Source organism: Nocardiopsis dassonvillei subsp. dassonvillei DSM 43111 (assembly GCF_000092985.1).
Lineage (GTDB): Bacteria > Actinomycetota > Actinomycetes > Streptosporangiales > Streptosporangiaceae > Nocardiopsis > Nocardiopsis dassonvillei.
Genome location: NC_014210.1, coordinates 295,660 through 320,863, shown reverse-complemented (window position 1 = coordinate 320,863; position 25,204 = coordinate 295,660). Strand labels below are relative to the sequence as shown.

General features: G+C 72.1%; 16 protein-coding genes and 1 riboswitch. Of the genes, 6 read left to right on the top strand and 10 right to left on the bottom strand.

Annotation, left to right across the window (positions count from 1 at the left end):
- Positions 1–422: 422 nt before the first annotated feature.
- From NDAS_RS01295 to NDAS_RS01270, 6 genes are all read right to left on the bottom strand, one after another.
- On the bottom strand, positions 423–2,687 hold the full coding sequence (locus tag NDAS_RS01295; protein ID WP_013151311.1) for a protein kinase domain-containing protein: 2,265 nt from the start codon (positions 2,685–2,687) through the stop codon (positions 423–425).
- A gap of 408 nt (positions 2,688–3,095) precedes the next feature.
- Positions 3,096–3,884 (bottom strand): enoyl-CoA hydratase/isomerase family protein, encoded by a 789-nt coding sequence (locus tag NDAS_RS01290; RefSeq protein ID WP_013151310.1) that lies wholly within the window; start codon positions 3,882–3,884, stop codon positions 3,096–3,098.
- A 57-nt stretch (positions 3,885–3,941) separates the two neighbouring features.
- Complete coding sequence (locus NDAS_RS01285) at positions 3,942–4,685, bottom strand: energy-coupling factor transporter transmembrane component T family protein (protein WP_041553023.1); 744 nt, start codon at positions 4,683–4,685, stop codon at positions 3,942–3,944.
- A 190-nt stretch (positions 4,686–4,875) separates the two neighbouring features.
- On the bottom strand, positions 4,876–6,501 hold the full coding sequence (locus tag NDAS_RS01280) for an ABC transporter ATP-binding protein (RefSeq protein WP_013151308.1): 1,626 nt from the start codon (positions 6,499–6,501) through the stop codon (positions 4,876–4,878).
- Positions 6,502–6,503: 2 nt separating this feature from the next.
- On the bottom strand, positions 6,504–7,121 hold the full coding sequence (locus NDAS_RS01275; protein WP_013151307.1) for an ECF transporter S component: 618 nt from the start codon (positions 7,119–7,121) through the stop codon (positions 6,504–6,506).
- A gap of 108 nt (positions 7,122–7,229) precedes the next feature.
- Positions 7,230–7,337, bottom strand: a riboswitch (TPP riboswitch).
- A 62-nt stretch (positions 7,338–7,399) separates the two neighbouring features.
- Positions 7,400–9,970 (bottom strand): transglycosylase domain-containing protein, encoded by a 2,571-nt coding sequence (locus NDAS_RS01270; protein ID WP_049800276.1) that lies wholly within the window; start codon positions 9,968–9,970, stop codon positions 7,400–7,402.
- Positions 9,971–10,813: 843 nt separating this feature from the next.
- Here NDAS_RS01270 and NDAS_RS01265 point away from each other — a divergent pair.
- The 6 genes from NDAS_RS01265 (at position 10,814) to NDAS_RS01240 (ending at position 21,500) form a co-directional block, all read left to right on the top strand.
- Entirely contained in the window at positions 10,814–12,784 is a 1,971-nt protein-coding gene (locus tag NDAS_RS01265) for an alpha-1,4-glucan--maltose-1-phosphate maltosyltransferase (RefSeq protein ID WP_013151305.1), read from the top strand.
- A 109-nt stretch (positions 12,785–12,893) separates the two neighbouring features.
- Positions 12,894–14,942 carry a maltose alpha-D-glucosyltransferase gene (treS, locus tag NDAS_RS01260; protein WP_013151304.1) on the top strand — a complete coding sequence of 683 codons (2,049 nt, stop codon included), beginning with the start codon at positions 12,894–12,896 and terminating at the stop codon, positions 14,940–14,942.
- 1 nt (position 14,943) lies between these two features.
- Positions 14,944–16,332, top strand: a complete 1,389-nt coding sequence (locus NDAS_RS01255) for a maltokinase N-terminal cap-like domain-containing protein (RefSeq protein WP_013151303.1) — start codon at positions 14,944–14,946, stop codon at positions 16,330–16,332.
- Positions 16,333–16,776: 444 nt separating this feature from the next.
- Complete coding sequence (gene glgB / locus NDAS_RS01250; protein ID WP_210746078.1) at positions 16,777–18,942, top strand: 1,4-alpha-glucan branching protein GlgB; 2,166 nt, start codon at positions 16,777–16,779, stop codon at positions 18,940–18,942.
- Positions 18,943–19,159: 217 nt separating this feature from the next.
- Positions 19,160–19,822 (top strand): GNAT family N-acetyltransferase, encoded by a 663-nt coding sequence (locus NDAS_RS01245; RefSeq protein ID WP_013151301.1) that lies wholly within the window; start codon positions 19,160–19,162, stop codon positions 19,820–19,822.
- Positions 19,823–20,072: 250 nt separating this feature from the next.
- The gene (locus NDAS_RS01240) at positions 20,073–21,500 is read left to right on the top strand and encodes an APC family permease (protein ID WP_013151300.1); all 1,428 of its coding nucleotides are present in this window, start codon (positions 20,073–20,075) and stop codon (positions 21,498–21,500) included.
- A gap of 44 nt (positions 21,501–21,544) precedes the next feature.
- On the opposite strand, the gene NDAS_RS01235 is transcribed toward NDAS_RS01240, so the two are convergent.
- The 4 genes from NDAS_RS01235 to pyrH all read right to left on the bottom strand — a co-directional run bounded on the left by NDAS_RS01235 (position 21,545) and on the right by pyrH (position 25,088).
- Positions 21,545–22,726, bottom strand: a complete 1,182-nt coding sequence (locus NDAS_RS01235; protein ID WP_013151299.1) for a pyridoxal phosphate-dependent aminotransferase — start codon at positions 22,724–22,726, stop codon at positions 21,545–21,547.
- 93 nt (positions 22,727–22,819) lie between these two features.
- On the bottom strand, positions 22,820–23,755 hold the full coding sequence (locus NDAS_RS01230; protein WP_013151298.1) for a phosphatidate cytidylyltransferase: 936 nt from the start codon (positions 23,753–23,755) through the stop codon (positions 22,820–22,822).
- A gap of 3 nt (positions 23,756–23,758) precedes the next feature.
- Entirely contained in the window at positions 23,759–24,316 is a 558-nt protein-coding gene (gene frr / locus NDAS_RS01225) for a ribosome recycling factor (protein WP_013151297.1), read from the bottom strand.
- A 46-nt stretch (positions 24,317–24,362) separates the two neighbouring features.
- Positions 24,363–25,088 carry a UMP kinase gene (pyrH, locus tag NDAS_RS01220; protein ID WP_036552624.1) on the bottom strand — a complete coding sequence of 242 codons (726 nt, stop codon included), beginning with the start codon at positions 25,086–25,088 and terminating at the stop codon, positions 24,363–24,365.
- Between the last annotated feature and the right edge of the window lie 116 nt (positions 25,089–25,204).

The window sequence follows — 25,204 nt, the reverse complement described above, 5'->3', positions numbered from 1 at the left end:
TGCGGCGGCCGGACGCTGGCGCGCCCCCTACTGCCAACAATGCCGAATGCCGTTCGGTCATCCGACGGCGGGGCCGCCTTCACGTCCAGGCAGGTCCCGCGATGTGCTCATAGCCCAGATGTTACTGGCTAGTAGCTTGGAGGCCAACCCCTGGCCCCCGGTGTGACTGAGGCAACCCTAACCACCGCTGTACCGCCGGTCCGCCGCTGATGCTCCGACCCGGGCCGGACCGCCGGCGCCGGACACCGGTCGTGGGCGCCCGCCTCCCGCTCCCACCCTAGTCGCCGCCGATCCCGCCGGAACCGGTCACACCACCGGTAACAGGTGGGGGCCTCCCCCGCCCGGCGGAGACGCCGAAGGCCCCGGGCCGGAGCCCGGGGCCTTCGCGGTGCCCGGTGAGCCGTACGGCCGCCGGGCGGGGGTCACTGTCCGTCGAACCAGTCCGAGGGACCGCCGATCGGCACCCAGTCCGGGGCCGCCGACAGGCCGAACGACAGGATGAGCATGGTCAGCAGCACGAGGCCGATGCACACGCCGATGTAGACGTAGAGGTTGCGGTAGTGGACCCGGCGCACCAGCCACACCGCCTGGTGCCGCGCCTCGCGCCCGCTCGGCATGACGTAGCTGAGCAGGATCATCACGAAGATCGCGAAGGCGCCGGTGTAGTTGGCGCCCTGACCCGGCACGTCCGCGATCCGCGCGTAGATCATGCCGACCAGGATGCCCGCCAGCAGGTAGACCAGCCCGAAGCCGAGCGTGCGCAGCGCCATGCGCCCGAAGGCCCACGGGAAGCTGAGCGCCACCACCATGTTGTCGGAGCTGCGCGGGCCGCGCGTCTGGAGGCGGCGGGCGTGCTCGGCCTTGACCACGTCCAGGGCGCCCAGCGCGGCGATGAGCACGACGCCCAGGATCAGCCCGAACCAGGGGAAGAGCAGCGACACACCGGCCACGGAGACCAGCATGGGCAGGATCGTCAGCGGGTGCATCCGCCACGACCGCTCCTCGTACTCCTCGCCCTCCTCGTCGGAGTCGTCCTGGAAGTAGTCGCTCACCCGGTCGTTGCCGCCGCGCCGGAACCGGCCCAGCAGGCCGCCGCGCCGCTCCTCGTACCCGTCCTCGTCGAACTCCTGCGTCTGGTTGCTGCCCCGGCCGTCGTCCACCGGGGTGAGGATGTCGGCGAAGTCGCCCTTGTGCAGCGGGGTGTTGAAGAACTGCGTGTGCGGGGCCTGGTAGCCCTCGTCCTCGCGCTCGTCGACGGGGCGCCGGGCGTACCCGTCCCGGTCCACCGGGTCCATCATCATCGTGCCCTGCGGGTCCTCGCGGGAGAACTCGTCGGGCTGGATGTGACGCGTGCCCAGCGCGTCGTCCGGTTCGTCGCGGACCGGGCTGATCCGCATCGTCCCCTGCGGGTCGTCCGGGTCCCCGGCGTCGCGCGGGGCGATGCGCTCGGTGCCCGGCAGCCCGTCGTCCTCGTCGCCCCAGCCGCGCCGGGCGCCCGAGAGGTCGTCGGTGGACTCCGGGTCGTCGACGCGGCGGCCGTTCGCCGCGCCCGAGAGGTCGTCGGTGGACCCGGGGTCGTCGAGCAGACCGCCGGAGTGCGCGGCGGAGGTCGGGCGCGCGGGGTCCCCGGACGGGGACCAGGCGCTGGAGGCGGGACCGCCGCCCGTGTGCGGGGGACCCCAGCCCTGGTCGCCCTGGGCCGCGCGACCGGCCAGGTAGCCCGCCGCACCGCCGAGCGCGGCACCGGCCGCGCCCGCCGCGGCTGCGCCGCCCGGGCCGCCGCTGCCCGGCTCCTCCCCCGTGCCCCCGGCCGTGGTCGGGTGGTACACGGTGTGGCTGCCGGTGAGCCCGCTGGGACGGCCTCCCGCGTCCTCGGTCCAGGGCAGGTCGAGGTTGAGGCGGCTGGCCTCCTCCAGCAGTTCCTCCGCCGTGGGGCGGCTGCGCATGTCGCGGGAGACGGCGCGGTTGACCAGCGGCCGCAGCGCCTCGTGCATCCCGTCCATGTCGATCTCGCCGTTGAGGATGCGGAAGAAGATGACCTCGAAGGTGCCCGCGCCGTAGGGCGGGCGGCCGGTGGAGGCGAAGGCGACGGTGCCGCCCCAGGCGTGGATGTCGGTGGCCGGGCCCAGGTCGGTGCCCTCGATGACCTCCGGGGACAGGTAGCTGGGCGTGCCCACGAACGTGCCGGTCTGGGTCAGCTTGGCGCCGTCCACCGCGTGCGCGATGCCGAAGTCGATGACGATCGGCTCGCCGTTGGAGATGATCACGTTGCCGGGCTTGAGGTCGCGGTGGATCACGTCCACCGCGTGGATGTCGCGGATCGCGCGGGCCATGCCGGTGACGAAGCGGGTCAGGGCCCGGCCGCGCAGGGGGCCGTGGTTGGTGACCGTGGCGTCCAGGGTCGGGCCGGGGATGTGCTCGGTGACCACCCACGGCAGCTCGGCCTGGGTGTCGGCTTCGATGACCTCGGCCACGTTGGGGCTGTGCACGCGGCGCATGGTCTCGACCTCGCGGGCGAGGCGGGCCCGGGCGATCTGGTCGCCCGCGACCTCCGGCTTGAGGACCTTCACCGCGACGAACTGCTCGGTCCGGGGGTCCTCGGCCTGGTACACCACGCCCATGCCGCCCTGCCCGATGCGGCGGCGGATGACGTAGTGGCCGATGCGCTCCGGCAGCTCCTCACCCATGGGGAAACCTGCCGACATTGCCATCGAGAACTCATCCCCTCAAAAGACCACATACCACCGCGTCCAGCTTAACGGCCGGGGGATGGGTCACCATTGGCTTGTTCGTCCCGTCTCGGGCCCGTGTGGTCGCTTCCGCACCGCCGGGCGTCCGGGGTTCAGGCGGCGCGTCCGTCCGGGGGCGACCCTCACGAGTATGACGGAAAACTGGCGTGGGCGGTTCCCTCCCTCCCGTCCGGACTGGCCGGATGCGGACGTTCGGCCGAACCCCCCGTGACACCGTTCGATCCGACGAGCGGGGCGAAAAGTTCTCGAATCCACCGAAACGGCGGCGGGACGGACGGCACGGCACCGTGTGCCGCCGCCCCGACCTGCTGTTTCGGTGCCCGATCAGCTCTGCGCGGCGCCTCTTCAGCGCCCCTTGAAAGCGGCCTTGCCGGGTCCCTGCTCGACGAAGCTGCGCATGCCGTCCTTCTGGTCCTCGGTCGAGAACAGACCCGCGAAGTGCAGGCGCTCGATCTCCAGACCGGTGTCCAGGTCCGTCTCCAGGCCCCGGTCCACCGCCTCCTTGGCCGCGGCCAGCGCGACGGCCGGTCCCCCGGCGTACCGGGCGACCAGCGCCACGGCGGCCCGGTAGACCTCCTCGTCCGGGACGACCTGGTCCACCAGGCCGATCTCCCGGGCCTCGTCCGCCTTCACGTGGCGGCCGCTGAAGATCATCTCCTTGGCCCGGGAGGGACCGATCAGGCGGGGCAGGCGCTGGGTCCCGCCCGCGCCGGGGATGACGCCGAGCTGGATCTCGGGCACGCCCAGCCTGGCCCCGGCCCCCGCCACGCGGAAGTCCGCGGCCAGGGCCAGTTCCAGGCCGCCGCCGAGCGCGTACCCGGTGACCGCCGCCACGACCGGCTTGGGGATGCGGGCCACCAGGTTCAGGGCGTTTTGGAGGTCGCGCGCGTAGCCCAGCATCTGCGCGGCGGTGAGGTCGGCCATCTCCTTGATGTCGGCGCCCGCGACGAACACCCGCTCGCCGCCGTAGACCACCACGGCGCGCACGTCCGGGTCCTTGGCGACCCGGGTCGCGGCCTCGGCGATCTCCGCGGTGAGCGCGGCGTTGAGCGCGTTCACCTTCGGCCTGTCCAGCCGGATCACGGCCACGGCCGGGTGGTCCGGATCGGTCTCCACACGCACGAACTCGCCCACGGTCCACTGCCCCTCACTACTCGGACGTCACTGTCTCCGAACTGCTTACCACCCGGTTCAGGAGAAGAGCAGCACCAGGGTGCCCAGCCGAGCGGACAGGGTGTAGGCCGCCGCCAGGAGCAGGGCGGCCCCCGCCAGCAGCAGCGTGTCCGCGGTCCGCCAGCGGCTCTCCCGGGCCCGGGTGCGCGGCCCGGTCCCGAAGGCGCGCGCGTCCATCGCCGCGGCCAGCAGCGTCCCGGTGCGGATGGAGCGCACCAGCAGGGCGAACAGGCGGCCGAAGAACAGCGTGACCGCCCTGACCGGGTTGCGCCCGGCCTCCAGCCCGCGCGCCCTCCGCGCCAGCGTGATCGTGCGCCACTGGTCGGCGAGCATCGGGACGAGCCGCAGCGCCGCCAGCACGCCCATGGCGGGCCGCTCGGGGACCCGGAGCCGCTGCACCAGGCCGTCGGCGGTCTCCGTGGGGTCGCTGCTCACGGCGGCGAGCAGTCCGGGCAGGGCGATGGCCAGCAGGCGCACCGCGGCGCCCAGCGCGCCCTCCGCGCCGTGCTCCCCGTACAGGTAGTTGACCAGTCCGCTGGAGAGCCCCATGAGCAGGAAGGGCCCGCCCAGGACGAGCAGGGTGCGCCGGTCGGTCCCGCTGAACGGCAGGAGCAGCAGGACGCCCGCCAGCACGGTGCCGCCGGTGACGGCGTCCACGGCCGGGACCAGGCCCACGCCCAGCAGCAGGGCGGCGAGCAGTTTGGCCGCCGGGTTGAGCCCGACCAGCCAGAAGCGCGCCCCGCCGTCCTCGGGAGCCTCCAGGGTGAGCGCGTCCCCTGCCGGGGCGCTGACCCCGCCAGACCCCCGGGCCTCAGCGGAGGCGCCGACCTCGTCCGGCCCGTGAACCCCTTCCGGCTCACGGAGCTCATCCGGTGCACGAGGGACCTCGTCCGCCTCCCGGATCCCGTCCGGCGTACGGGTTCCCTTCCCGGGTGTGTCCGACGGCCTCCGGTCAGCCACGGCTCCCCCTTCCCGCCGCCGCGTGCCCCGCGGGCCCGGTCGGCTCCGGCGGGCCGGGCGGCTCCGCCCCGGCGCCCGGTGCGGCGGCCTCCTGCACGGCCCGGCCCCCGGCCACGCGCACCCGCGCGTCGGCCAGACTGCGCAGCAGCAGGTCGTCGTGGGTGGCCATGACCACCGCGCGGCCCGCGGACCGCAGGGTGGCGAGCAGCTCCACGAGTTCGGTCCAGGTCCGGGTGTCCTGACCGAAGGTGGGCTCGTCGAGGACGAGCGCGTCGGGCGCGTGCGCGGGGCCCGAGCTGAGCGCCGTGGCCACCGACAGCCGCCGCTTCTCCCCGCCCGAGAGCGTGTAGGGGTGCACGTCGGCCAGCGCGGACAGGCGCAGACGCTCCATCAGCTCGCCCACCCAGGCCTCGGTCTCGGCCTCGCCCATCCCCGCGCGCAGCGGGGCGAAGCGCAGCTCGTCGCGCACGGTGGCGGTGACGAACTGGTCCTCGGCGTGCTGGAAGACCGTGCCCACGTGCCGGGCCAGCCTGCGGGCGGGCCAGCGCACGAGCGGGCGCGGGTCGGCCCCGGCCAGCGGCCCGCGCGGCAGCACCGCCCCCCGGTGGGGCCTGGACAGTCCGGCGAGCAGGGTCAGCAGCGTGGACTTGCCCGCGCCGTTGGGTCCGGTCAGGGCGGTCGCGGTTCCGGCTCGGACGGTGGCGTCCACCCCCTCGAACACCGTGCGCCGGGGCGCCGCGCGCACGCCGAGCTGGCTCGGGGTGCGCGCCGTGACGCCCACGGCCTCCAGCAGGGGCTCCCCGCCCGGCGCGGGCGCCAGGACGGGCGCGGGCTCGTGCCCGGGCACCCACACTCCCTGCGCGGCCAGCGAGCGCCCGTGCTCGGCGAACACCGTTCCCGGCGGGCCGTCGGCGACGACCCCGCCGCCGGGCGCCACGACCACGACCCGGTCCACCAGGTCCACGACGTCGGCCACGCGGTGCTCGACCAGCACCAGGGTCGCCTCGGTCTCGGCGAGCAGGCGGGCCAGCACGCCGCGCACCAGCGCGGCCCCGGCGGGGTCGAGGTTGGCGGTGGGCTCGTCCAGCAGCAGCAGGCGGGGGCGCATCGCCAGGGCCCCGGCGATCACCAGGCGCTGCTTCTCACCGCCCGACAGCGCCCCGGTGGGGTGGCGCGGTCCGTACGGGAAGCCCACGGCCTCCAGTGCCTCGTGGACCCGGGGCCAGATGAGGTCGGGTGCCACGCCCAGGTTCTCCGGGCCGAAGGCGACGTCGTCGCCCGCGCGCGCCATCACCAGCTGCGTCTCGGGGTCCTGGCTGACCAGGCCGACCGAGCCCCGGCTCCGGTCGGCGGGCTCGCCGTCCACGAGCAGGGTGCCCTCGTGGTCGCCGCTGATGGCGGCGTCCTCGCCGGTCAGACCGGCCAGTGAGTGCAGCAGGGTGGACTTGCCCGCGCCGGAGGCGCCCAGCAGCAGCACGCGCTCGCCCGGCTCGATCACCAGGTCCACGCCGCGCAGCGCGTGGGACCCGCGGCCCGAGTGCCGCCAGCCCCAGCCGGAGAGCTCCACGCGCGCGCCCGGGCCCCCGGCCGCCGTCCGGCGCCCGTTCGCGGAGGCCACGGTCAGCCCCTCGCGGACGGGAAGGGGGCCAGCGCCCCGGAGCGGGCCAGGGCGGTGGTGAGCAGGCGGGAGCCCACGCCCGCGATGAGGGCGGCGCTGACCACCACGATGACGCCGTAGGTGACCTGGTAGGACAGCGGCCAGGTCACGTTGTAGGCGAGGTTGTCGCGGATGGCGGGGGAGACGCCCGCGACCGCCGCCGCGAGGACGGCCACGCCCATGCCCCAGCGGCGGTAGCCGAAGGCGAGGAAGACGAGTTCGGGCAGGATGCCCTGGAGGGCGCCGTCGAGGATGACCATGATCCCCCACTGGGTGCCCAGGAGCGCCGAGACCGAGGCGGCGGCGATGGCGGTGAGCAGGGCCGCGCCGGGCTTGCGGATGATCAGGCCGCCCAGTACGCCGGAGATCAGCCACATGCCGTAGACGACGGCCTGCGCGGGCGGGAAGCCGACGAACAGCGGGGTCGTGACCGACCAGACGATGTTCCAGAGCCAGAAGACCACGCCGACCGCGACGCCGATCACGGAGGCCACGACGATGTCGACGGTGCGCCAGCTCCGCAGTCGGCCGAGGAGGTCGCGCCGGAAGCCGGCGCCCTGGGGGGTGGTGTCCCTCTTCATATGGTGTCCCTTCGCCGGGGGATGCGAGGGGCCCGTGCGGCCGAGAGCGGCGCCGGAACGCGTTCCGTGCGCGCCGGGACGTCCCCGGTGCGCGGGAGCACGCCACCGGTGACGGTTCCTACGACTTCCTTCGCTGGCATGACCCAGATCAGGTGTGTAAGGGTCTGCGGCCTGGTGCCGCACTCTCAGCGCTCGCGCGCTCCCCTGTCGGTTTCGTCCATTATGAACAAGGGGGAGCGCCGGGGTGTTCCCGGGTCGCGTCAGCGCACGTCGGGGCCTCAGCCCCCGGGACTGGCGCCGCCCTCGGGCGCCTGCGGTCCCGGGGTCGCGCCGCCCCAGGGCGCGCCGCCGTCCCCGCCCGGGGACTCGCCGCCACCGGTACCGCCGCCGCCTCCGCCGGTACCGCTGCCGTCTCCACCACCACCGCCGCCGCCACCGGTACCGCCGCCTCCACCGGTTGAACCCCCGCCGTCGCCGTCACCGGTGCCTCCACCGCCGTCGGTCGATCCTCCGCCGCCTCCGGTACCGCCACCACCCCCGGTCGAACCCCCGCCACCACCGCCGGTGGCTCCCCCACCACCGTCACCGGTGCCACCGCCGCCGGTCGAGCCATCGTCACCCCCGGCACCGCCGCCACCGCCAGTGCCTCCGCCACCACCACCGGCCGCGACGCCGCCGTCACCGCCAGCCGTGCCTCCATCGCCTCCACCGGCGTCACTGTCGTCACTGTCACCGTTGTCGCCACCGCCGCCCGATGGCTTGTCCGAGGCCTTGCCGTAGACCTTCGGCGAGGGGGCGAACTCCTCCTCCGGCAGGTCCGCCACGGCCTCGCGCATGGTGGCCTGCCAGATCGGACCGGGCAGCGTGGCCCCGTAGACGATGCCGTAGTAGCGGTCGCCGATGGTCACGCCCTGGAGCGTGTGCTGCTCCCCGCCCCGGATGTCGCCGACCACCACGGTCCCGGCCAGGTTCGGGGTGTAGCCCGCGAACCACGCGTAGGCCGCGCTGTCGGTGGTGCCGGTCTTGCCCGCCACAGGGCGTCCGATCTCCAGGCCGTTGGCGGTACCGCCCTCGAAGGTCTGCTGGAGCAGGTGGTTGACGCCGTCGGCGACCTCGGTGTCCAGCGCGCCCTCCTCGCACTCGGTGCCCATCTCGACCTCCTCGCCGTCCTCGCCCTCGAAGAGGACCGAGGCCACGGGGACCGGCTCGCAGTAGGTGCCCCGGGAGGCGAAGACGGCGTAGGCGCTGGCCATGGTGAGCGGGGAGACCTCCTGGTCGCCCAGGGTGAAGGAGCTCCACACCTGCAGGTCCTCGCCGTCCGCGCGGTGGATGCCCAGGCTCTGGGCCATCTCCGCCGTCTCGCACAGGCCGACGCGCTCCTGGAGCTGGGCGAAGTAGGTGTTCACCGAGCCCTTCGTCCCGCTGATCATGTTGTGCCTGCCGCCGTCGCTCTCCCCGGCGTTGCGCACGTCCCAGGGCGCCATCCTGCCGCCCTCGCAGTTCTCCAGGCCGCTCACCGTCGTGGACTCGGGCGAGGAGAAGCTGGTGTCGTACTTGAGCCCGGCGTCCAGGGCGGCGGCCAGGGTGAACGGCTTGAACGTCGAACCCGCCTGGTAGCCCAGCGACCCGCCGTCCTCGTGGTCCACGGACAGGTTGATCGAGGTGGTGCCCGGCTCGTCGTCGAAGCCGTAGCGCATGTTCTGGGCCATCACCCGCACCCGGCCGGTACCGGGCTCCACGAGGACCTCGGCGGCGAACTTGTGGGAGTCGCCCGCGGGGACGTAGCGCTCGATCGCCTGCTCGGCGGCCTCCTGCATGTCCAGGTCCAGGGTGGTGCGCACGGTGATGCCGCCCCGCTCCAGTATCCGGTCGCGCTCCTCCTGGGTCCCGGCGAGCGCGTCGGAGCCGCCCAGCCACCGCATGACGTAGTCGCAGAAGAAGGGCTGCTCGCTGCTGAAGCAGCTGCCCGCGCGCGGGGTCTCGTCCACCTCCAGGCCCCGGCTCTTGTACTCCTGCGCCTGCGCGCTCTCCAGGTGTCCGGTGGCGACCATCCGGTCCAGCACCAGGTTGCGGCGCTCGACGGAGGCCTCGGGGTTGGTGAGCGGGTCGTAGTACGAGGGCGCGCGCACCAGCGCCACGATCGTGGCGGCCTGCGCGGGGTCGAGCTCGGAGGCCGGGACGGAGAAGTAGCGCTCGGCGGCGACCTCGATGCCGTACGCGTTCTGGCCGAAGTAGGCGAGGTTGAGGTAGCCCTCCATGATCTCGTCCTTGGTGAGCTTCTCCTCCAGCTCGATGGCGTAGCGCAGCTCCAGCACCTTGCGGGTCAGGGTGCGCGCGTTGGCGCTCGCCAGCTCCTCCTCGGTGTCGGCCTGTTCCATGAGGAGGTTCTTCACGTACTGCTGGGTGATGGTGGACCCGCCCTGGGTGTTGCCCAGGACGGTGCGGACGGCGGCGCGCAGCGTGCCGCGCAGGTCCAGTCCGGCGTGCTCGTAGAAGCGGTCGTCCTCGATCGCCATGAGGGCGGCGGGCACCCAGGGGCTGATCTCGTCCAGCGGCACCACGTCGCGCTCGCGCTCGGCGACCTCGGCGATCGGTTCCCCGTCGACGTCGGTCAGCAGCACGCGCTCGGCGGGGTGCGGCACGGCCAGGTCGCTGGGCAGGGCCATGAAGGCCGCCGCGGAGTCCCTGGCCGCCAGGCCGAGGCCGCCGACCCAGGGCATGACCAGCGCCGCCGTGAGCAGACCGGCGACCGCGCCGGTTCCGGCCAGGCGCTGGACCGTCTCCCGGCGGTCCCCCGCCGGGGTCGGCTCCGACACCTTCCGGCGCAGGGCCTCGGCCCACCGCCGCACACGCGGACCCGCGGCGGCCGGTACCGCCCGGGAGAGGGCCCCGCGCCAGTTCCGGCGAGGGGCCTCGTGCCGCCGCCCACGCGGCGGGCGCTGGTTGGACTCCGTCACGTCGCCCCCTACGGCCGTGTGCCGCCCCGCCCGCGGGACGTGCGGGCGGGCAACTCCATCGACCACGGTCTCAGGGCGGACGCAAAGGGCAGGCCGGGTTAACGGGCGCGTCAGCGAAAAACTTCCTCAATGCCAAGCAAAGCACCGCAGAACGAACATATTTCTTCAATCACCACGAAACAGGCGCGTCACACACCCGGAGCAGGGAGGGAGAGCGGGCACCGAGGAGACTCCCGGGCCACGGATGCCCGAATCCGTGACAAAAGTTCCTTAGACGACTATTCGGTCACGCGCGGATGTCCGGAATACGGCCATACAGCTCGCGCGTGCATTCGGTCATCCTTACCCACCGCAGCACACCGTCCAACATGACCGATCAGTTTTCCGTCATTTCCACAGAATGCATCGGAAAACAACCACAGAGACACCTGAATCTGCTGCATCCTTATGACCGCTTTGAGAGGTTTACTCAGCAGAAACCCGACAAACACCGGCTCTTAGCACACGCATCCAGTGTGGCGAGGATCACAGAAATTATCCGGCCCTGGCACTCCGCCAAACACCACAAGAGGGCAGACGATAGACAGCGGAGGGCACCGAAGCCTTAATCCGGACAGTTTCTGTTCCGGATGCTCCGTGAACTCCGTCTTGCCCCGGATTAACTCCCGGTTATTTCCGCCTGCCGAAAAACAGCACGGTTCCGAACGTCGAACCACGACAATTACGGTGTAGCCAGTGATCGGACGCCTGCCCATCCTCGATATCTCTCCAGAGAACGACCTCGGACCGGTGAAAGCCGTTCCGGGCGAACGCTTCACCGTGGGAGCGACGGTGATCCGCGAGGGCCACGACTCCCTCGCCGCGGGCGTCGTCGTCTACTCCCCCGAGGGACGCCGCGAACAGCTCGTCCCCATGCGCGAGCACGCCCCCGGCACCGACCGCTACGAGGCCTGCGTCAGCCTCCCCACGGAGGGGACGTGGTCCTTCGCCGTCGAGTCGTGGACCGACCCCTTCGCCACCTGGCACCACGTCGCGGGCGTCAAGCTCCCGCTGGGCCAGGACACCGAACTCGTCCTGGAGGAGGGCGCCCGCCTGCTCGCCCGCGCCGGGCGACGGGTCCCGCGCCGCCCCTTCCTGAACGCCGCCGCCAAGGCGCTGCGCGACACCTCGATGACCCCGGTGGAGCGCTTCGAGGCGGCGCTCACCCCCGAGGTCCTGGCCGAGATGGAGCGCGCGCCCCTGCGCGAGCTGGTCACCAGGTCCAAGCGCACCAGCGTCGTCGTCCACCGCGAGCGCGCGCTGTTCGGCTCCTGGTACGAGTTCTTCCCGCGCTCGGAGGGCGCCCAGGTCGACACCGCGCCCGGCCAGGAGCTCTCGGGCACCCTCGCCACCGCGGCCAAGCGCCTGCCCGCCATCGCCGACATGGGCTTCGACGTGGTCTACCTGCCGCCCATCCACCCGGTCGGCACCACCCACCGCAAGGGCGCCAACAACGCGCTGACCGCCGGTCCCGGCGACCCCGGTTCGGTGTGGGCCATCGGGTCGGCCGACGGCGGCCACGACGCGGTCCACCCCGACCTGGGCACCCTCGCCGACTTCGACGCCTTCGTCGCCGAGGCCCGCGAGCACGGCATGGAGATCGCCCTGGACCTGGCCCTGCAGTGCTCCCCCGACCACCCCTGGGTGACCGAGCACCCCGAGTGGTTCACCGCCCGGGCCGACGGCTCCATCGCCTACGCCGAGAACCCGCCCAAGAAGTACCAGGACATCTATCCGCTCAACTTCGACCGCGACTTCGAGGGCCTGTACGCGGAGGTCCTGCGGGTGGTCGAGCACTGGATCGCGCACGGCGTACGCGTCTTCCGCGTCGACAACCCGCACACCAAGCCGGTCGCTTTCTGGCAGAAGCTGCTCGCCGACGTCGCCGACAGGCACCCCGACGTGCTGTTCCTCGCCGAGGCCTTCACCCGCCCCGCCATGATGCGCACGCTGGCCAAGGTCGGCTTCCACCAGTCCTACACCTACTTCACCTGGCGCAACGGCAAGGACGAGCTGACCGACTACCTCACCGAGCTGAGCCGGGAGAGCGCCCACTACCTGCGCCCCAACCTCTTCGCCAACACCCCGGACATCCTGCACGCCTACCTCCAGCACGGCGGTCGGCCCGCGTTCGCCGTCCGCGCCGTGCTGGCGGCCCTGCTCTCCCCCACCTGGGGCGTCTACTCCGGCTTCGAACTGTGCGAGAACACCCCCGCCGGGCCGGGCAGCGAGGAGTACCTCGACTCGGAGAAGTACCAGTACCGCCCCCGCGACTGGGCCGCGGCCGAGGCCTCCGGCGAGACCCTCACCGGCCTCATCACGCTGCTCAACCGGCTGCGCCGGGAGCACCCGGCCCTGCGGGAGCTGCGCAACCTGCGCTTCCACCACGTGGACCGGCCCGAGATCGTCTGCTTCTCCAAGCACCGGCCCGGAACCGGCCCCAAGGACCCCGACGACGCCGTGATCGCCGTCGTCAACCTCGACCCGCACCACGCACGCGAGGCGACGGTGCACCTGGATCTGCCGTCCATCGGCCTCACAAGGGAGGAGGAGTTCAGGGTGACCGACGAGCTGACCGGCCGTTCCTACACCTGGGGTGCGGACAACTACGTCCGTCTCGACCCCGCGGCCGGTCCCGCGCACGTGTTCACCGTCAGCGGCAGATAGCGGCCCCGGAACCAGCGCACGGGGCCCGGCGGAGCTGCTCCGCCGGAGCCCCGCCGTGTCCGAAACGCCTGTTGAACCGACGTCGAACATTCTTGGTGGGGAGCAGTAGATGAGCAAAGACGAGCCCGGCCCCGGCGGACACGGTCACGCCGAACACGGTCCGCTCGCCCCGGCCACCGGGGCCGCCACCGGCCCGCTGATGTCCTCCGGCGGCACCAGTGATCCCCACTGGTACAAACACGCCGTCTTCTACGAGGTCCTCGCCCGGGGCTTCTTCGACTCCAACGGCGACGGCACCGGCGACCTCGCCGGGCTGGTGCAGAAGCTGGACTACCTCCAGTGGCTGGGCATCGACTGCGTGTGGCTGTTGCCGATGTACGAGTCGCCCCTGCGCGACGGCGGCTACGACATCTCCGACTACTTCAAGATCCTCCCGGAGTTCGGCCGCACCGCCGACTTCGTGGAGCTCCTGGACGAGGCGCACCGGCGCGGGATCCGGGTCATCACCGACCTGGTCATGAACCACACCAGTGACCAGCACCCGTGGTTCAAGGCCTCCCGCGAGGACCCGGACGGGCCCTACGGGGACTTCTACGTGTGGTCGGACACCGACGACCGCTACGACGAGGCCCGCATCATCTTCGTCGACACCGAGACGTCCAACTGGACCTACGACGAGGTCCGCGGCCAGTACTACTGGCACCGGTTCTTCTCCCACCAGCCCGACCTCAACTTCGAGAACCCGGCCGTCCAGGAGGCGATCCTGGAGGTCCTGCGCTACTGGCTGGACCTGGGCATCGACGGGTTCCGCCTGGACGCCGTGCCGTACCTGTACGAGCGCGAGGGCACCAACTGCGAGAACCTCAAGGAGACGCACGAGTTCCTCAAGCGCGTGCGCGCCGAGGTGGACCGGCTCTACCCCGACCGCGTGCTGCTGAGCGAGGCCAACCAGTGGCCGTCCGACGTCGTCGACTACTTCGGCGACTTCGAGTCCGGCGGCGACGAGTGCCACATGAACTTCCACTTCCCGCTGATGCCGCGCATGTTCATGGCGGTCCGGCAGGAGCAGCGCTTCCCGATCTCGGAGATCCTCGCCCAGACGCCGCCGATCCCCCGCAACTGCCAGTGGGCGATCTTCCTGCGCAACCACGACGAGCTGACCCTGGAGATGGTCACCGACGAGGAGCGCGACTACATGTACTCCGAGTACGCCAAGGAACCCCGCATGCGCGCCAACGTGGGGATCCGCAGGCGGCTCGCGCCCCTGCTGGACAACGACCGCAACCAGATCGAGCTGTTCACGGCCCTGCTGCTGTCCCTGCCGGGCTCGCCCGTCCTGTACTACGGCGACGAGATCGGCATGGGCGACAACATCTGGCTGGGCGACCGCGACGCCGTGCGCACGCCCATGCAGTGGAGCTCGGACCGCAACGCCGGGTTCTCCAAGGGCGACCCGGCCCGCCTGTACCTGCCGCTGATCATGGACCCGGTCTACGGGTACCAAGCGCTCAACGTGGAGTCCCAGCGCGACAACCCCGGTTCGCTGCTGCACTGGACGCGGCGCATGATCCAGATCCGCAAGCGCCACCCCGTGTTCGGCACCGGCGCCTTCACCGAACTCAACGCCACCAACCCGAGCGTGCTGGCCTTCATCCGCGAGCACGGCGACGACCGGATGCTCTGCGTCAACAACCTGTCGCGGTACCCGCAGCCCGTGGAGCTGGACCTGGGGCGCTACGCCGGGGTCGCCCCGGTGGAGTGCGTGGGCGGTGTGCGCTTCCCCGAGATCGGGGAGCTGCCCTACCTGCTCACCCTGCCCGGGCACGGCTTCTACTGGTTCCAGCTGCCCACCACCGCCGACCGGGAGTCCGCGGGCACGAACCGGGACGGTATGCCGTCCTACGGACTGCCCGAGGCCGGGGCCCGGGTGCACGCCGCCTTCGAGACCTCGCCGGTGTCGGCGGCCGCGGCCCGGACGCACGCACCGGACCATCCAGTGAGCACGACGTCCAGCATCCCGGCCGGGTTCTCCCCCGCGTTCGGCGACGGCGCCCGCACCCCCTCCCACGGGAGCGCGGTGCGCGCGTCGGGCCTCTCCGGCCCGGCCGCGGAGCGCACGGGCCGGGGTGGGGGCGAGAAGGGAAACGGGTCGCTCTGACATGTCCCAACTCGAAGAACTCCTGGCCGTCTGGCTACCGAGACAGCGCTGGTTCTCCGGCAAGGGGATCCCCATCCGCCAGATCCGGGTCGAGAGCAGGTACACGCTGGTGACGTCGGGCCCCGACGGCCCGGACCTGAACGTCCTGGTCCTCCAGGCCGGGCAGCGGGGCCGCAGTTCCCGCTACCAGGTGCTGCTGGGTTCGCGGCCGCCGCGCTCCCTGCCACCGGACCTGGCGCGCGTGGCCATCGGCGTGTGCCAGGTGGCGGGCGGCAGACCCAGGGTGGTCTACGACGCCGCCCACGACGAGGAGCTGACCCGGATGCTCCTGGAGCGGTTCGCCGCCCCCACCGGGGCCGAACCCTCCGGAAAGGTGCGCTTCCGCAGCCTGCCGGGCGACAGCGTCCGCACCGGGTCATCCGGGCGGCTGCTCACCGGCGAGCAGTCCAACACGTCGCTGGTCTTCGGCGAGGACTACATCCTCAAGACCTTCCGCAGACTCTGGCCCGGGCCCAACCCGGACCTGGAGCTGAACATGGCCCTGTCGGGAACCCCGTACGTGGCCCGGCCGTGCGGGTGGATCGAGGCCGACCTGGCCGGGCACTCCACACCCACGACGCTGGCCATGCTCCAGACCTACATCCCGCACGCCACGGACGGGTGGGTGCTCGCCACCGCCAACGTGCGCGCCCTGTTGGAGGGGCCGGGGGACGGGCGCGAGTCCGCGTTCACCGACGAGGCGGCCCAGCTGGGCCGCACCACCGCCGAGGTGCACCGGTCGCTGGCCCGGACCCTGCCCACGGACGTGCTCACCCCGACGGGCGCGGCCGAGATGGCCGACGCCATGGTGGAGCGCCTGGCGATGGCCAGCGCCGAGGTGCCGGAGCTGGCCGAGCACGCGCCCCGGGTGATGGAGGCCTACGCCGACTTCTCCGAGGTGGACGAGCCGCTGCCGATACAGCGCATCCACGGCGACTACCACCTGGGGCAGGCGATCCGGACCGCGTCCGGATGGGTGCTGCTGGACTTCGAGGGCGAGCCCACCGTGCCGGTGCGCGACCGCCAGCGCCTGTCCAGCCCGCTGCGGGACGTGGCGGGGATGCTCCGCTCCTTCGACTACGCGGCCGGGTACCTGCTGATCGGGCACCCGGGCGACCCCGGTCTGGAGTGGGCGGCCCGCTCCTGGGCCCGGCACAACCGGGAGGCGTTCTGCCGGGGCTACGCCGACGGCGGCGGGGCCGACCCGGAGAAGCACCTGGCGGTCCTGCGGGCCTTCGAGTTCGACAAGGCCGTGTACGAGGTGCTGTACGAGGCCCGGAACCGGCCGAACTGGCTGCGGGTCCCGCTGGAGTCCATCGCCACCGCCGCCGCGCCTCCCGTGCCCGGTTGAGCACGTCGGCGGCCGCCTCCCGAGCGCGGCGGCCGCCCCTTCGACCACCACGCCCCCCGATCCGTCCGCACGAGTACCACGGAGTCCGCATTGACCTCGCCGCGCAGCGAACAACGTCCGCGTGCCAGCGCAGCCAAGACTGCGACGAACGGGAAGAACCCGAAGAAGAAGGCCGTGGAGAGCATCCCGGTCGTGGAGGAGGTGTCGGTCGCCGAGACGGCGGCCGCGGTGGAACCCGCCGCCGGGAAGCCCGCGGGGGGCAAGGCGGCCAAGGCCGTCAGGAAGGCCGCGACGGCGGGGACCGGTGAGAAGGCCCCGGCAGCCTCCAAGGGCAGGGCCTCCGCGAACGGGAGGGCCGCAGCGAAGGGCAGGGCCGCGACGAACGGCAGGGCCGCGACGGCGAAACCACCGGCCGCCTCCCGGCGCAAGGGGCCCGACCCCGAACTGGTCGCCGCCCTGGACCGGCTGGTGGACGGCCACCACCACGACCCGCACGCGCTGCTGGGCGTGCACGCCGAGGGCCGGGGCACCGTGGTGCGGGCCCTGCGGCCGGGCGCGGTGGAGGTGCACGCCGTCCTGGCCGACGGCTCGCGGCTGCGCCTGGACCACCTGCACCGGGGCGTGTTCTCCGCGAAGGTGTCCCGGAGCAGGCTCGGCTCCGTGCCCGACTACCGGATCAGCGCCCGCTACGAGGACGGCGCCGAACACGTGGCCGCCGACCCGTACCGGTTCGCGCCGACCCTGGGCGAGCTGGACCTGCACCTGATCGGCGAGGGCCGCCACGAGGAGCTGTGGAACGCCCTCGGAGCGCACGTGCGGGTCGAGGACACCGCGATGGGAGAGGTGGCCGGAACCCGGTTCGCGGTGTGGGCGCCGGACGCGCGCGGCGTGCGGATGATCGGCGACTTCAACCACTGGAGCGGCGTCGGGCACCCGATGCGGAGCCTGGGATCCAGCGGTGTGTGGGAGCTGTTCGTGCCCGGGATCGGTGAGGGCGGCCTGTACAAGTTCCAGGTCCTGGGCGCCGACGGGCACTGGCGCGACAAGGCCGACCCGATGGCGCGGTGCACGCAGATGCCGCCCGCGACCGCCTCCGTGGTCACCTCCTCCACGCACGTGTGGTCCGACCAGGAGTGGATGGCCGAGCGCAAGGGCGTGGAGCAGCACCGGGCGCCGATGAGCGTGTACGAGGTGCACCTGGGCTCCTGGCGGCCCGGGCTGGGCTACGCCGAGCTGGCCGAGGAACTCGTCGCGTACGTGACCGACATGGGGTTCACGCACGTGGAGTTCCTGCCCGTGGCGGGCCACCCCTACGACGGTTCCTGGGGATACCAGGTGACCTCGTACTACGCGCCCACGCCCCGGTTCGGCACGCCGGACGAGTTCCGCCACCTGGTGGACGCCCTGCACCGCGCGGGGGTCGGCGTGCTGCTGGACTGGGTGCCCGCGCACTTCCCCAAGGACGAGTGGGCGCTGGCCCGCTTCGACGGGAGCGCGCTGTACGAGCACCCCGACCCGCGCCGGGGCGAGCACCCGGACTGGGGAACGCTGATCTTCAACTACGGGCGGACCGAGGTGCGCAACTTCCTCGTGGCCAACGCCCTGTACTGGTTGGAGGAGTTCCACGTCGACGGCCTGCGGGTGGACGCGGTGGCCTCGATGATCTACCTGGACTACTCGCGCGACTCCGGGGCCTGGGAGCCGAACGTGTTCGGCGGCAGGGAGAACCTGGAGGCGATCGACTTCCTCAAGGAGCTCAACACCACCGTCTACCGGCGCAACCCGCACGTGGCGATGATCGCGGAGGAGTCCACCGCCTACACGGGCGTGACCACGCCGGTGGACCACGGCGGGCTCGGCTTCGGGTTCAAGTGGAACATGGGGTGGATGCACGACACCCTGGAGTACGTCAAGAAGGAGCCGGTCCACCGCCAGTACCACCACGACGACGTCACGTTCTCGATGGTCTACGCCTACAGCGAGAACTACGTGCTGCCGCTGTCGCACGACGAGGTGGTGCACGGCAAGCAGTCGCTGTTCAACAAGCCGCCCGGCGACGAGTGGCAGCGGTCGGCGACCCTGCGCGCGCTCCTGGCGTTCATGTGGTCCCACCCGGGCAAGCAGCTGCTGTTCATGGGCGGGGAGATCGCCCAGGGCGACGAGTGGTCGCACCGGGAGGGCGTGCCGTGGTGGCTGCTCCAGTTCGAGCACCACGCGGGGGTGCAGCGCCTGGTGCGGACGCTCAACGAGGCCTACCGGCCCCGGGCCGCGCTGTGGTCCCAGGACACCGAACCGGCGGGCTTCACCTGGCTGGACGGCGGTGACCGCGAGGGGAACACGCTGTCGTACCTGCGCCACGGCGACGACGGCTCTGTGCTCGCCTGCGCGGTGAACTTCTCGCCGGTGCCCCGTACGGGGCGGCGGATGGGCCTGCCCTCCGGGGGCCGGTGGAACGCGGTGCTCAACACCGACGAGGCGCGCTTCGGCGGGTCGGACCACCCGGCGCCCGCCCGCGTGGACGCCGAGCCCGTGCCCTGGGACGGGCAGCCGTTCTCGGCGGAGGTCGTCCTGCCCCCGCTCGGCGCGGTCTGGTTCGAGCCCGGGTCCTAGGCGGTGTCCTCTCCGGGCCTTCGCTTCGCTTCGTCCCACCCGCCGCCCGCCGCCTCCAGAACCCTGTGGGCGCCCGAACCGGCCCCCGTGAGCTGAGGCCGGTCGGAAAGCAGCATCCCAGCGGAGCGACCGGTGCGGCGCCCGGGCCCCTTTCGGCCCGGGCGCCGAACTGTGTATCTTATACACTGTATTTGATACACAGTTGAGGGGTGCCGTTGTGGCCAGTACCGAGATCCGGACCTTCCGCGAGGACGATCGCGCCGAACTGCGGGCGCTGTTCGCCCGTGCGGGCGAGGGGTCGCCGTCGGGAACGCTCTGGGGGCACCTGCCGTCCGAGGCCGCGATCTACCTGGATCCCTACATGGACCACGTGCCCGAATCGCTCCTGGTCGCCCTGGTCGACGGACGGATGGCGGGCTACCTGACCGGCTGCCCCGACCCCTCCGCGATGCCCGGGGAGAGCGAGCTCATGGACCGCGCGATCCGGGAGCACCGGCTCGCGCTGCGGCGAGGACCGGCGGCCTTCTTCGCCCGGGCCCTGCTGGACACGGCGGTGTCCGCCCTCCGGCGCAGGCCCGCCGCGGGCGAGCTCTCGGACCCGCGCTGGCCCGCCCACCTGCACGTCAACGTCGAGTCCCGGGCACGCGGCACCGGCGTGGGCGCCGCTCTGGTGCGCGAGTGGCAGGACCGGCTGCGCGAGCAGGGATCCCGCGGCTGCCACCTGCAGACCCTCGTGGAGAACACCGGTGCCGTGCGCTTCTTCGCGCGGGCCGGGTTCGAACCCCACGGACCGGCCCCCGTGGTGCCGGGCGTGCGCTTCGAGGGAGGGCACGTGCACCAGCGGACCATGGTGTGGAGTCCGTCGGCCTCCCGGTCCTGAGAGGCCGCGCTCACGGACGGACGCCTGGCCGGCCGCCAGGAACACCCACCGCGTCCGACCGCCGAACCGCGCGTTCGCGGGTGGGACGTCCGCGCCGGTCGGCGGCGGGGCCCGGACGCCGCCCCGGTACGCAAGTGGTGTGAGTGGCGGAAGCGAAACAGGAGCAAAAACCTCCGCGACGGGCCCTTCCGCTCACCGCCGCCGCGTGCTTGTGTGTCCTGCACCACAGGCACGACCGTTGGGAGACCCCGTGTCCGACAACAGCCAGAGTTTCGTCCGGGTGCTGGGAAGGGGTGACGTCCTCGCCCTCGGCTTCGGCGCGATGATCGGCTTCGGCTGGATCGTGCTGGTGGGCGACTTCGTGAGCGCGGCGGGCAGCGCGGGCGCGGCGCTGGCCTTCGTGATCGGCGGCGTCATCATGGCCTTCGTCGGCCTCGCCTACGCCGAGCTCGTCGCCGCGATGCCGCACGCGGGCGGGGAGCACCACTACGCCATGCGCGCCATCGGCCCCAAGGGGGCCTTCACCGCCTCCTGGGCCATGATCCTGGGCTACGTCTCCGTCGTCGCCTTCGAGGCCGTGGCCGTCCCCCAGACCCTCGTCTACCTCTTCCCCGACATGGCGGTCGGCCGCCTGTGGACCGTCGCCGGGTACGACGTCCACGCCGGTCTGGTCGCCGTCGGCGTGGCCGCGGCCGTGCTGATGACCGCCGTCAACTACGTCGGCATCAAGCCCGCGAGCGTCTTCCAGACCATCGCGGTGCTGTTCCTGCTGCTCACCGGGGCCGCCATGGTCACCGGCGCGTTCGTCGGCGGTTCCGTGGACAACATGCGGCCGCTGTTCACCGGCGGCGCCCCGGGCATGTTCGTGGTCCTGGTCGCGGTCCCGTTCCTCTTCGTCGGCTTCGACGTCATCCCGCAGTCGGCCTCCGAGATCAGACTCCCGTACCGCGTGGTCGGCACCCTGCTGGTGCTGTCGGTGTTCTGCGCGACCGCCTGGTACGTGATGGTCATGCTGACGGCGGGCTCGGGTCTGGGCCCGGCCGAACTGGCGGACTCGGAACTGGCCTCCGCCGACGCCGTCGCCGCCATGTGGGACAGCGCGACCATGGGCAACCTGCTCGTCCTCGGCGGCGTCGCGGGCCTGCTCACCAGCTGGAACGCCTTCCTCATCGGCGGCAGCCGCCTCATCTACGCCATGGCCGCCTCGCGGATGCTCCCGGCCTGGTTCGGCCGCCTGCACCCGCGCTTTCGCACCCCGTCCAACGCCGTGCTGTTCGTCGGAGCGCTCTCCCTGGTGTCCCCGTTCTTCGGCGAGCCGATGCTGGGCTGGCTGGTCAACGCGGGCGGCCTGAACATCGTGGTCGGTTTCGTCACGGTGGTGGTCAGCTTCCTCGTACTGCGACGCCGCGAACCCGCCATGGAGCGGCCCTTCACCGTTCCGGCGGGCGTCCCCGTCGGCGTGGTGGCCCTCGTGCTGTCCGTGGGGCTGCTCCTGCTCTACCTGCCCGGCATGCCCGCGGCGCTGAGCTGGCCCAACGAGTGGCTGATGGTGCTCGTGTGGTGGGTGGCCGGGGCCGCCCTGATGTGGCGTCTGCCCCGGATCACCGCGGGCCCCGACGCCGAGCGGCGCCTGGTCGAGGTGATGGACGCGCGCTCGCGCCCGGACCCGCGGGCCTGACGGACGCCGCCGTGCGCTCCGGTTGAGCGCACGGCGGCGGGTTCCTACCGCCCGCGCGCGTGCCAGCCGGAGAGGCGGGCGACCGCCTCGTCCAGGACCTCGTCCCTCTTGCAGAACGCGAACCGGAGCAGGTGCGCGCCCTCCTCCCGATGGTCGTAGAACACCTGGGCGGGCACCGCCGCCACCCCGGCCTCCCGGGGCAGCGCGCGGGCCACCTCCACCCCGTCGGCGTACCCGAGCGGACGGATGTCGGCCATGACGAAGTAGGTGCCCTCGCACGCGTCCACCTCGAAACCGGCCCCGGTCAGCCCCTCCACCAGGCGGTCGCGCTTGCCCTGGAGGGCGGTGCGCTGGGCGGCGACCCACTCCTCCTCCTGGTCGATGGCGTCGGCCGTGGCCAGCTGGAGCGCGCCGTTCGCGGAGAAGGTGAGGAACTGGTTCACCGTGCGCACCGCGCTGACCAGCGGTTCGGGCCCCATCACCCAGCCGGTCTTCCACCCGGTCACGGCGAACATCTTGCCGACCGAGGACACCGACAGCGTCCGCTCGCGCATGCCCGGCAGGGTGGCCAGCGGCACGTGCGGCCGCCCGTCGAAGGTGAGGAACTCGTACACCTCGTCGGTGAACGCGATCAGGTCGTGCTCGCGGCACACCCGCGCGACCTCTTCCAGCTCCTCGGCGGTGAACACGGTCCCCGTGGGGTTGTGCGGCGTGTTCACCAGCACCATCCGGGTGCGGGGGCCCACGGCCGCGCGCAGCTCCGCGGGGTCGAAGGTGAACCGGCCGGACACGGGGTCCGGCCGCAGCGTCACCGGTCTGCGCACCCCGCCCGCCAGCGTGATCATGGCGGCGTAGGAGTCGTACATCGGCTCGAAGACGATCACCTCGTCACCGCGCTCCACCAGGGCGAGCACCGCGGCCGCGATCCCGGCGGTGGCGCCGACGGTCACGTAGACCTCGGTGTCCGGGTCCAGCTCGATGCCGTAGTGGCGGGCCCGGTACCGGCTCACCGCCCGCCGCAGCTCGGGACGGCCCGGACCGGGCGGGTACTGGTTCACCCCCTCCAGGATGTGCCCGGAGGCGGCCTCCAGCAGGGAGCGGGGACCGTCGGTGTCGGGGAACCCCTGCCCCAGGTTGACCGATCCGGTCTCCACGGCCAGCCGCGTCATCTCGGCGAAGACCGTCTCGCCGTACACGCGCATTCGTTCGATCAGCGGTTCTTCCACCCGACGAGCGTATCCACCCGCCCGGTCGGCGGGCCAGACGCGGGGACGCCGACGGGGCGGGCCCCCGGGAGGACCCGCCCCGTCCGCCGCCGCCTACAGCAGCAGGCTCAGCACCATCCACGTCACGGGACCGGCGATCAGCAGCGAGTCCAGGCGGTCCATGAGGCCGCCGTGCCCGGGCATGAACCTGCCCATGTCCTTGACCCCGAGGTCGCGCTTGAACAGCGACTCGATGAGGTCCCCGACGGTGGCGGCCAGCACGACCGCCAGGCCCAGGACCACGCCGACCCACCAGGGGCCGTCCAGCATGAGCGTCACGCACAGCGCGCCCGCGACGGCGCAGCCCACGACCGATCCGCCGAAGCCCTCCCAGGTCTTGTTGGGGCTGATCACCGGCGCCATCTTGTGCCGGCCCAGCAGGATGCCGGCGAAGTACCCGCCGATGTCGCTGGAGATCGTCACCACGATGAACGTGACCAGGCGGTACTGGCCGTCCTCGGGATGGGAGATGAGCAGCAGCCACGTGCCGAAGAGGAACGGCAGGTACACCAGGGTGAACAGGTTCGCCGCGACGTCGGCCACGAACCCTTCCGTACCTCCGCGCAGCCGCCACACCAGGGCGACGATCGCGGTCAGCGCGGTCGTGCCCACCAGCCAGTCGGTTCCCCCGAAGTAGGCGGCGACCTGCATGGCCACGCCGCCGACGGCCAGCGGTACCAGTGCCAGGCCCATGCCCTTGCCCGCGAACGCCCGGTTGACCTCGCGCAGGCCGATCAGCACCCCCAGGGAGGTGATGATCGTGAACAGCTGGGGCAGGGGGAAGATGGAGAAGAACACGAGGGCGCCCAGGGCGCACCCGCTGGCGATGGCCACCGGGAGGTTGCGGCCCGTCCGGACCGGCTCACCCCCCGGTTTGTGCAGCACGAAGCGCTGCCCGTCCGGATCGGGACCGCCCCGCGGCCCGCCGCCGGGTCTGTGCTCGGGCGAGCGGTCATCGCCTCCCGAGTCGCTGGAGGAAGGAAGGGTCACCGGCTAAACCTCGAGCAGTTCCGATTCCTTGTGCTTCAGCAGCTCGTCGACGGACGCGACGTACTTCGAAGACAGCTCGTCCAGCTCGGCCTGGGCGCGGTGCGCCTCGTCCTCGCCGATGTCGCCGGACTTGACGGCCTTCTCGAAGGTGTCCTTGGCGCGGCGGCGGACGTTGCGGATCGAGACCTTGCTGTCCTCGGCCTTGGTCCGCGCGACCTTGACGTACTCCTTGCGGCGCTCCTCGGACAGCTCGGGGAAGACCACGCGGATGACCTGGCCGTCGTCGGAGGGGTTCACGCCCAGGTCGCTGTTGCGGATGGCGTTGATGATGTCGGTGCGCGAGTTGACGTCGAACGGCGAGATGACCACCATGCGCGGCTCGGGGACCGAGAAGGAGGCCAGCTGGTTGATCGGCGTCCGGGCACCGTAGTAGTCGACGGTGATCTTGTTGAAGGTCGCCGGGGTGGGGCGTCCGGTGCGGATCGTGGCGAAGTCCTCCTTCGCCACGGTCACGGCCTTCTCCATCTTCTCCTCGGCCTCGAGGAGGGTCTCTTCGATCATGTGGGCGCTCCCTGGTGTCGTGGCTTGCTGTGGTCGCGGAGGCTGTCTAGACCGGGGTCGGCCCGACGATGGTGCCGATCTTCTCACCGCGTACCGCGCGCAGGATGTTGCCCTGGCTCATCAGGTCGAACACGACGATGGGCAGCCCGTTGTCCATGCACAGGCTGACCGCGGTGGCGTCCATGACCTTGAGGCCGCGGGTGAGGACCTCGTTGTAGTTGAGCTTGTCGAACTTGACCGCGTCGGGGTTGCGCTGGGGGTCGGAGTCGTAGACCCCGTCGACCTGGGTGCCCTTGAGGACCGCCTGCGCGCCGATCTCCAGCGCGCGCTGGGCGGCGGTGGTGTCGGTCGAGAAGAAGGGTGCGCCCAGACCGGCGCCGAAGATGACCACGCGGCCCTTCTCCAGGTGGCGGACGGCGCGGCGGGGGATGTAGGCCTCGGCGACCTGGCTCATGTGGATCGCGGTCTGCACGCGGGTGTCCACACCGAGCCGCTCCAGGAAGTCCTGGAGGGCGAGGCAGTTGATGACGGTGCCGAGCATGCCCATGTAGTCGGCGCGGCCGCGCTCGATGCCGCCCTCGGTGAGCTGGGCGCCGCGGAACATGTTGCCGCCGCCGACGACCACCGCGACCTGGATGCCCTCGGAGACCGCCTCGGCGATGGACTCGGCCACGTACTGGACGACCTCGGGGTCGATGCCCAGGCCGCCGCCGCCCGCGAACGCCTCTCCGGAGAGTTTGAGCATCACGCGCTTCCACCCGGAACCGTGCATCGCCGGTTCGGTGCTCGTCGCTTCGTTCACAGCCTGTGGCCTCCCTTGTCGTCCCCGAGCGGCACAGGGTCCCCCGAGTGATCCTCGATGCGGTCGGCCGGGCTCACGCGCCCCGC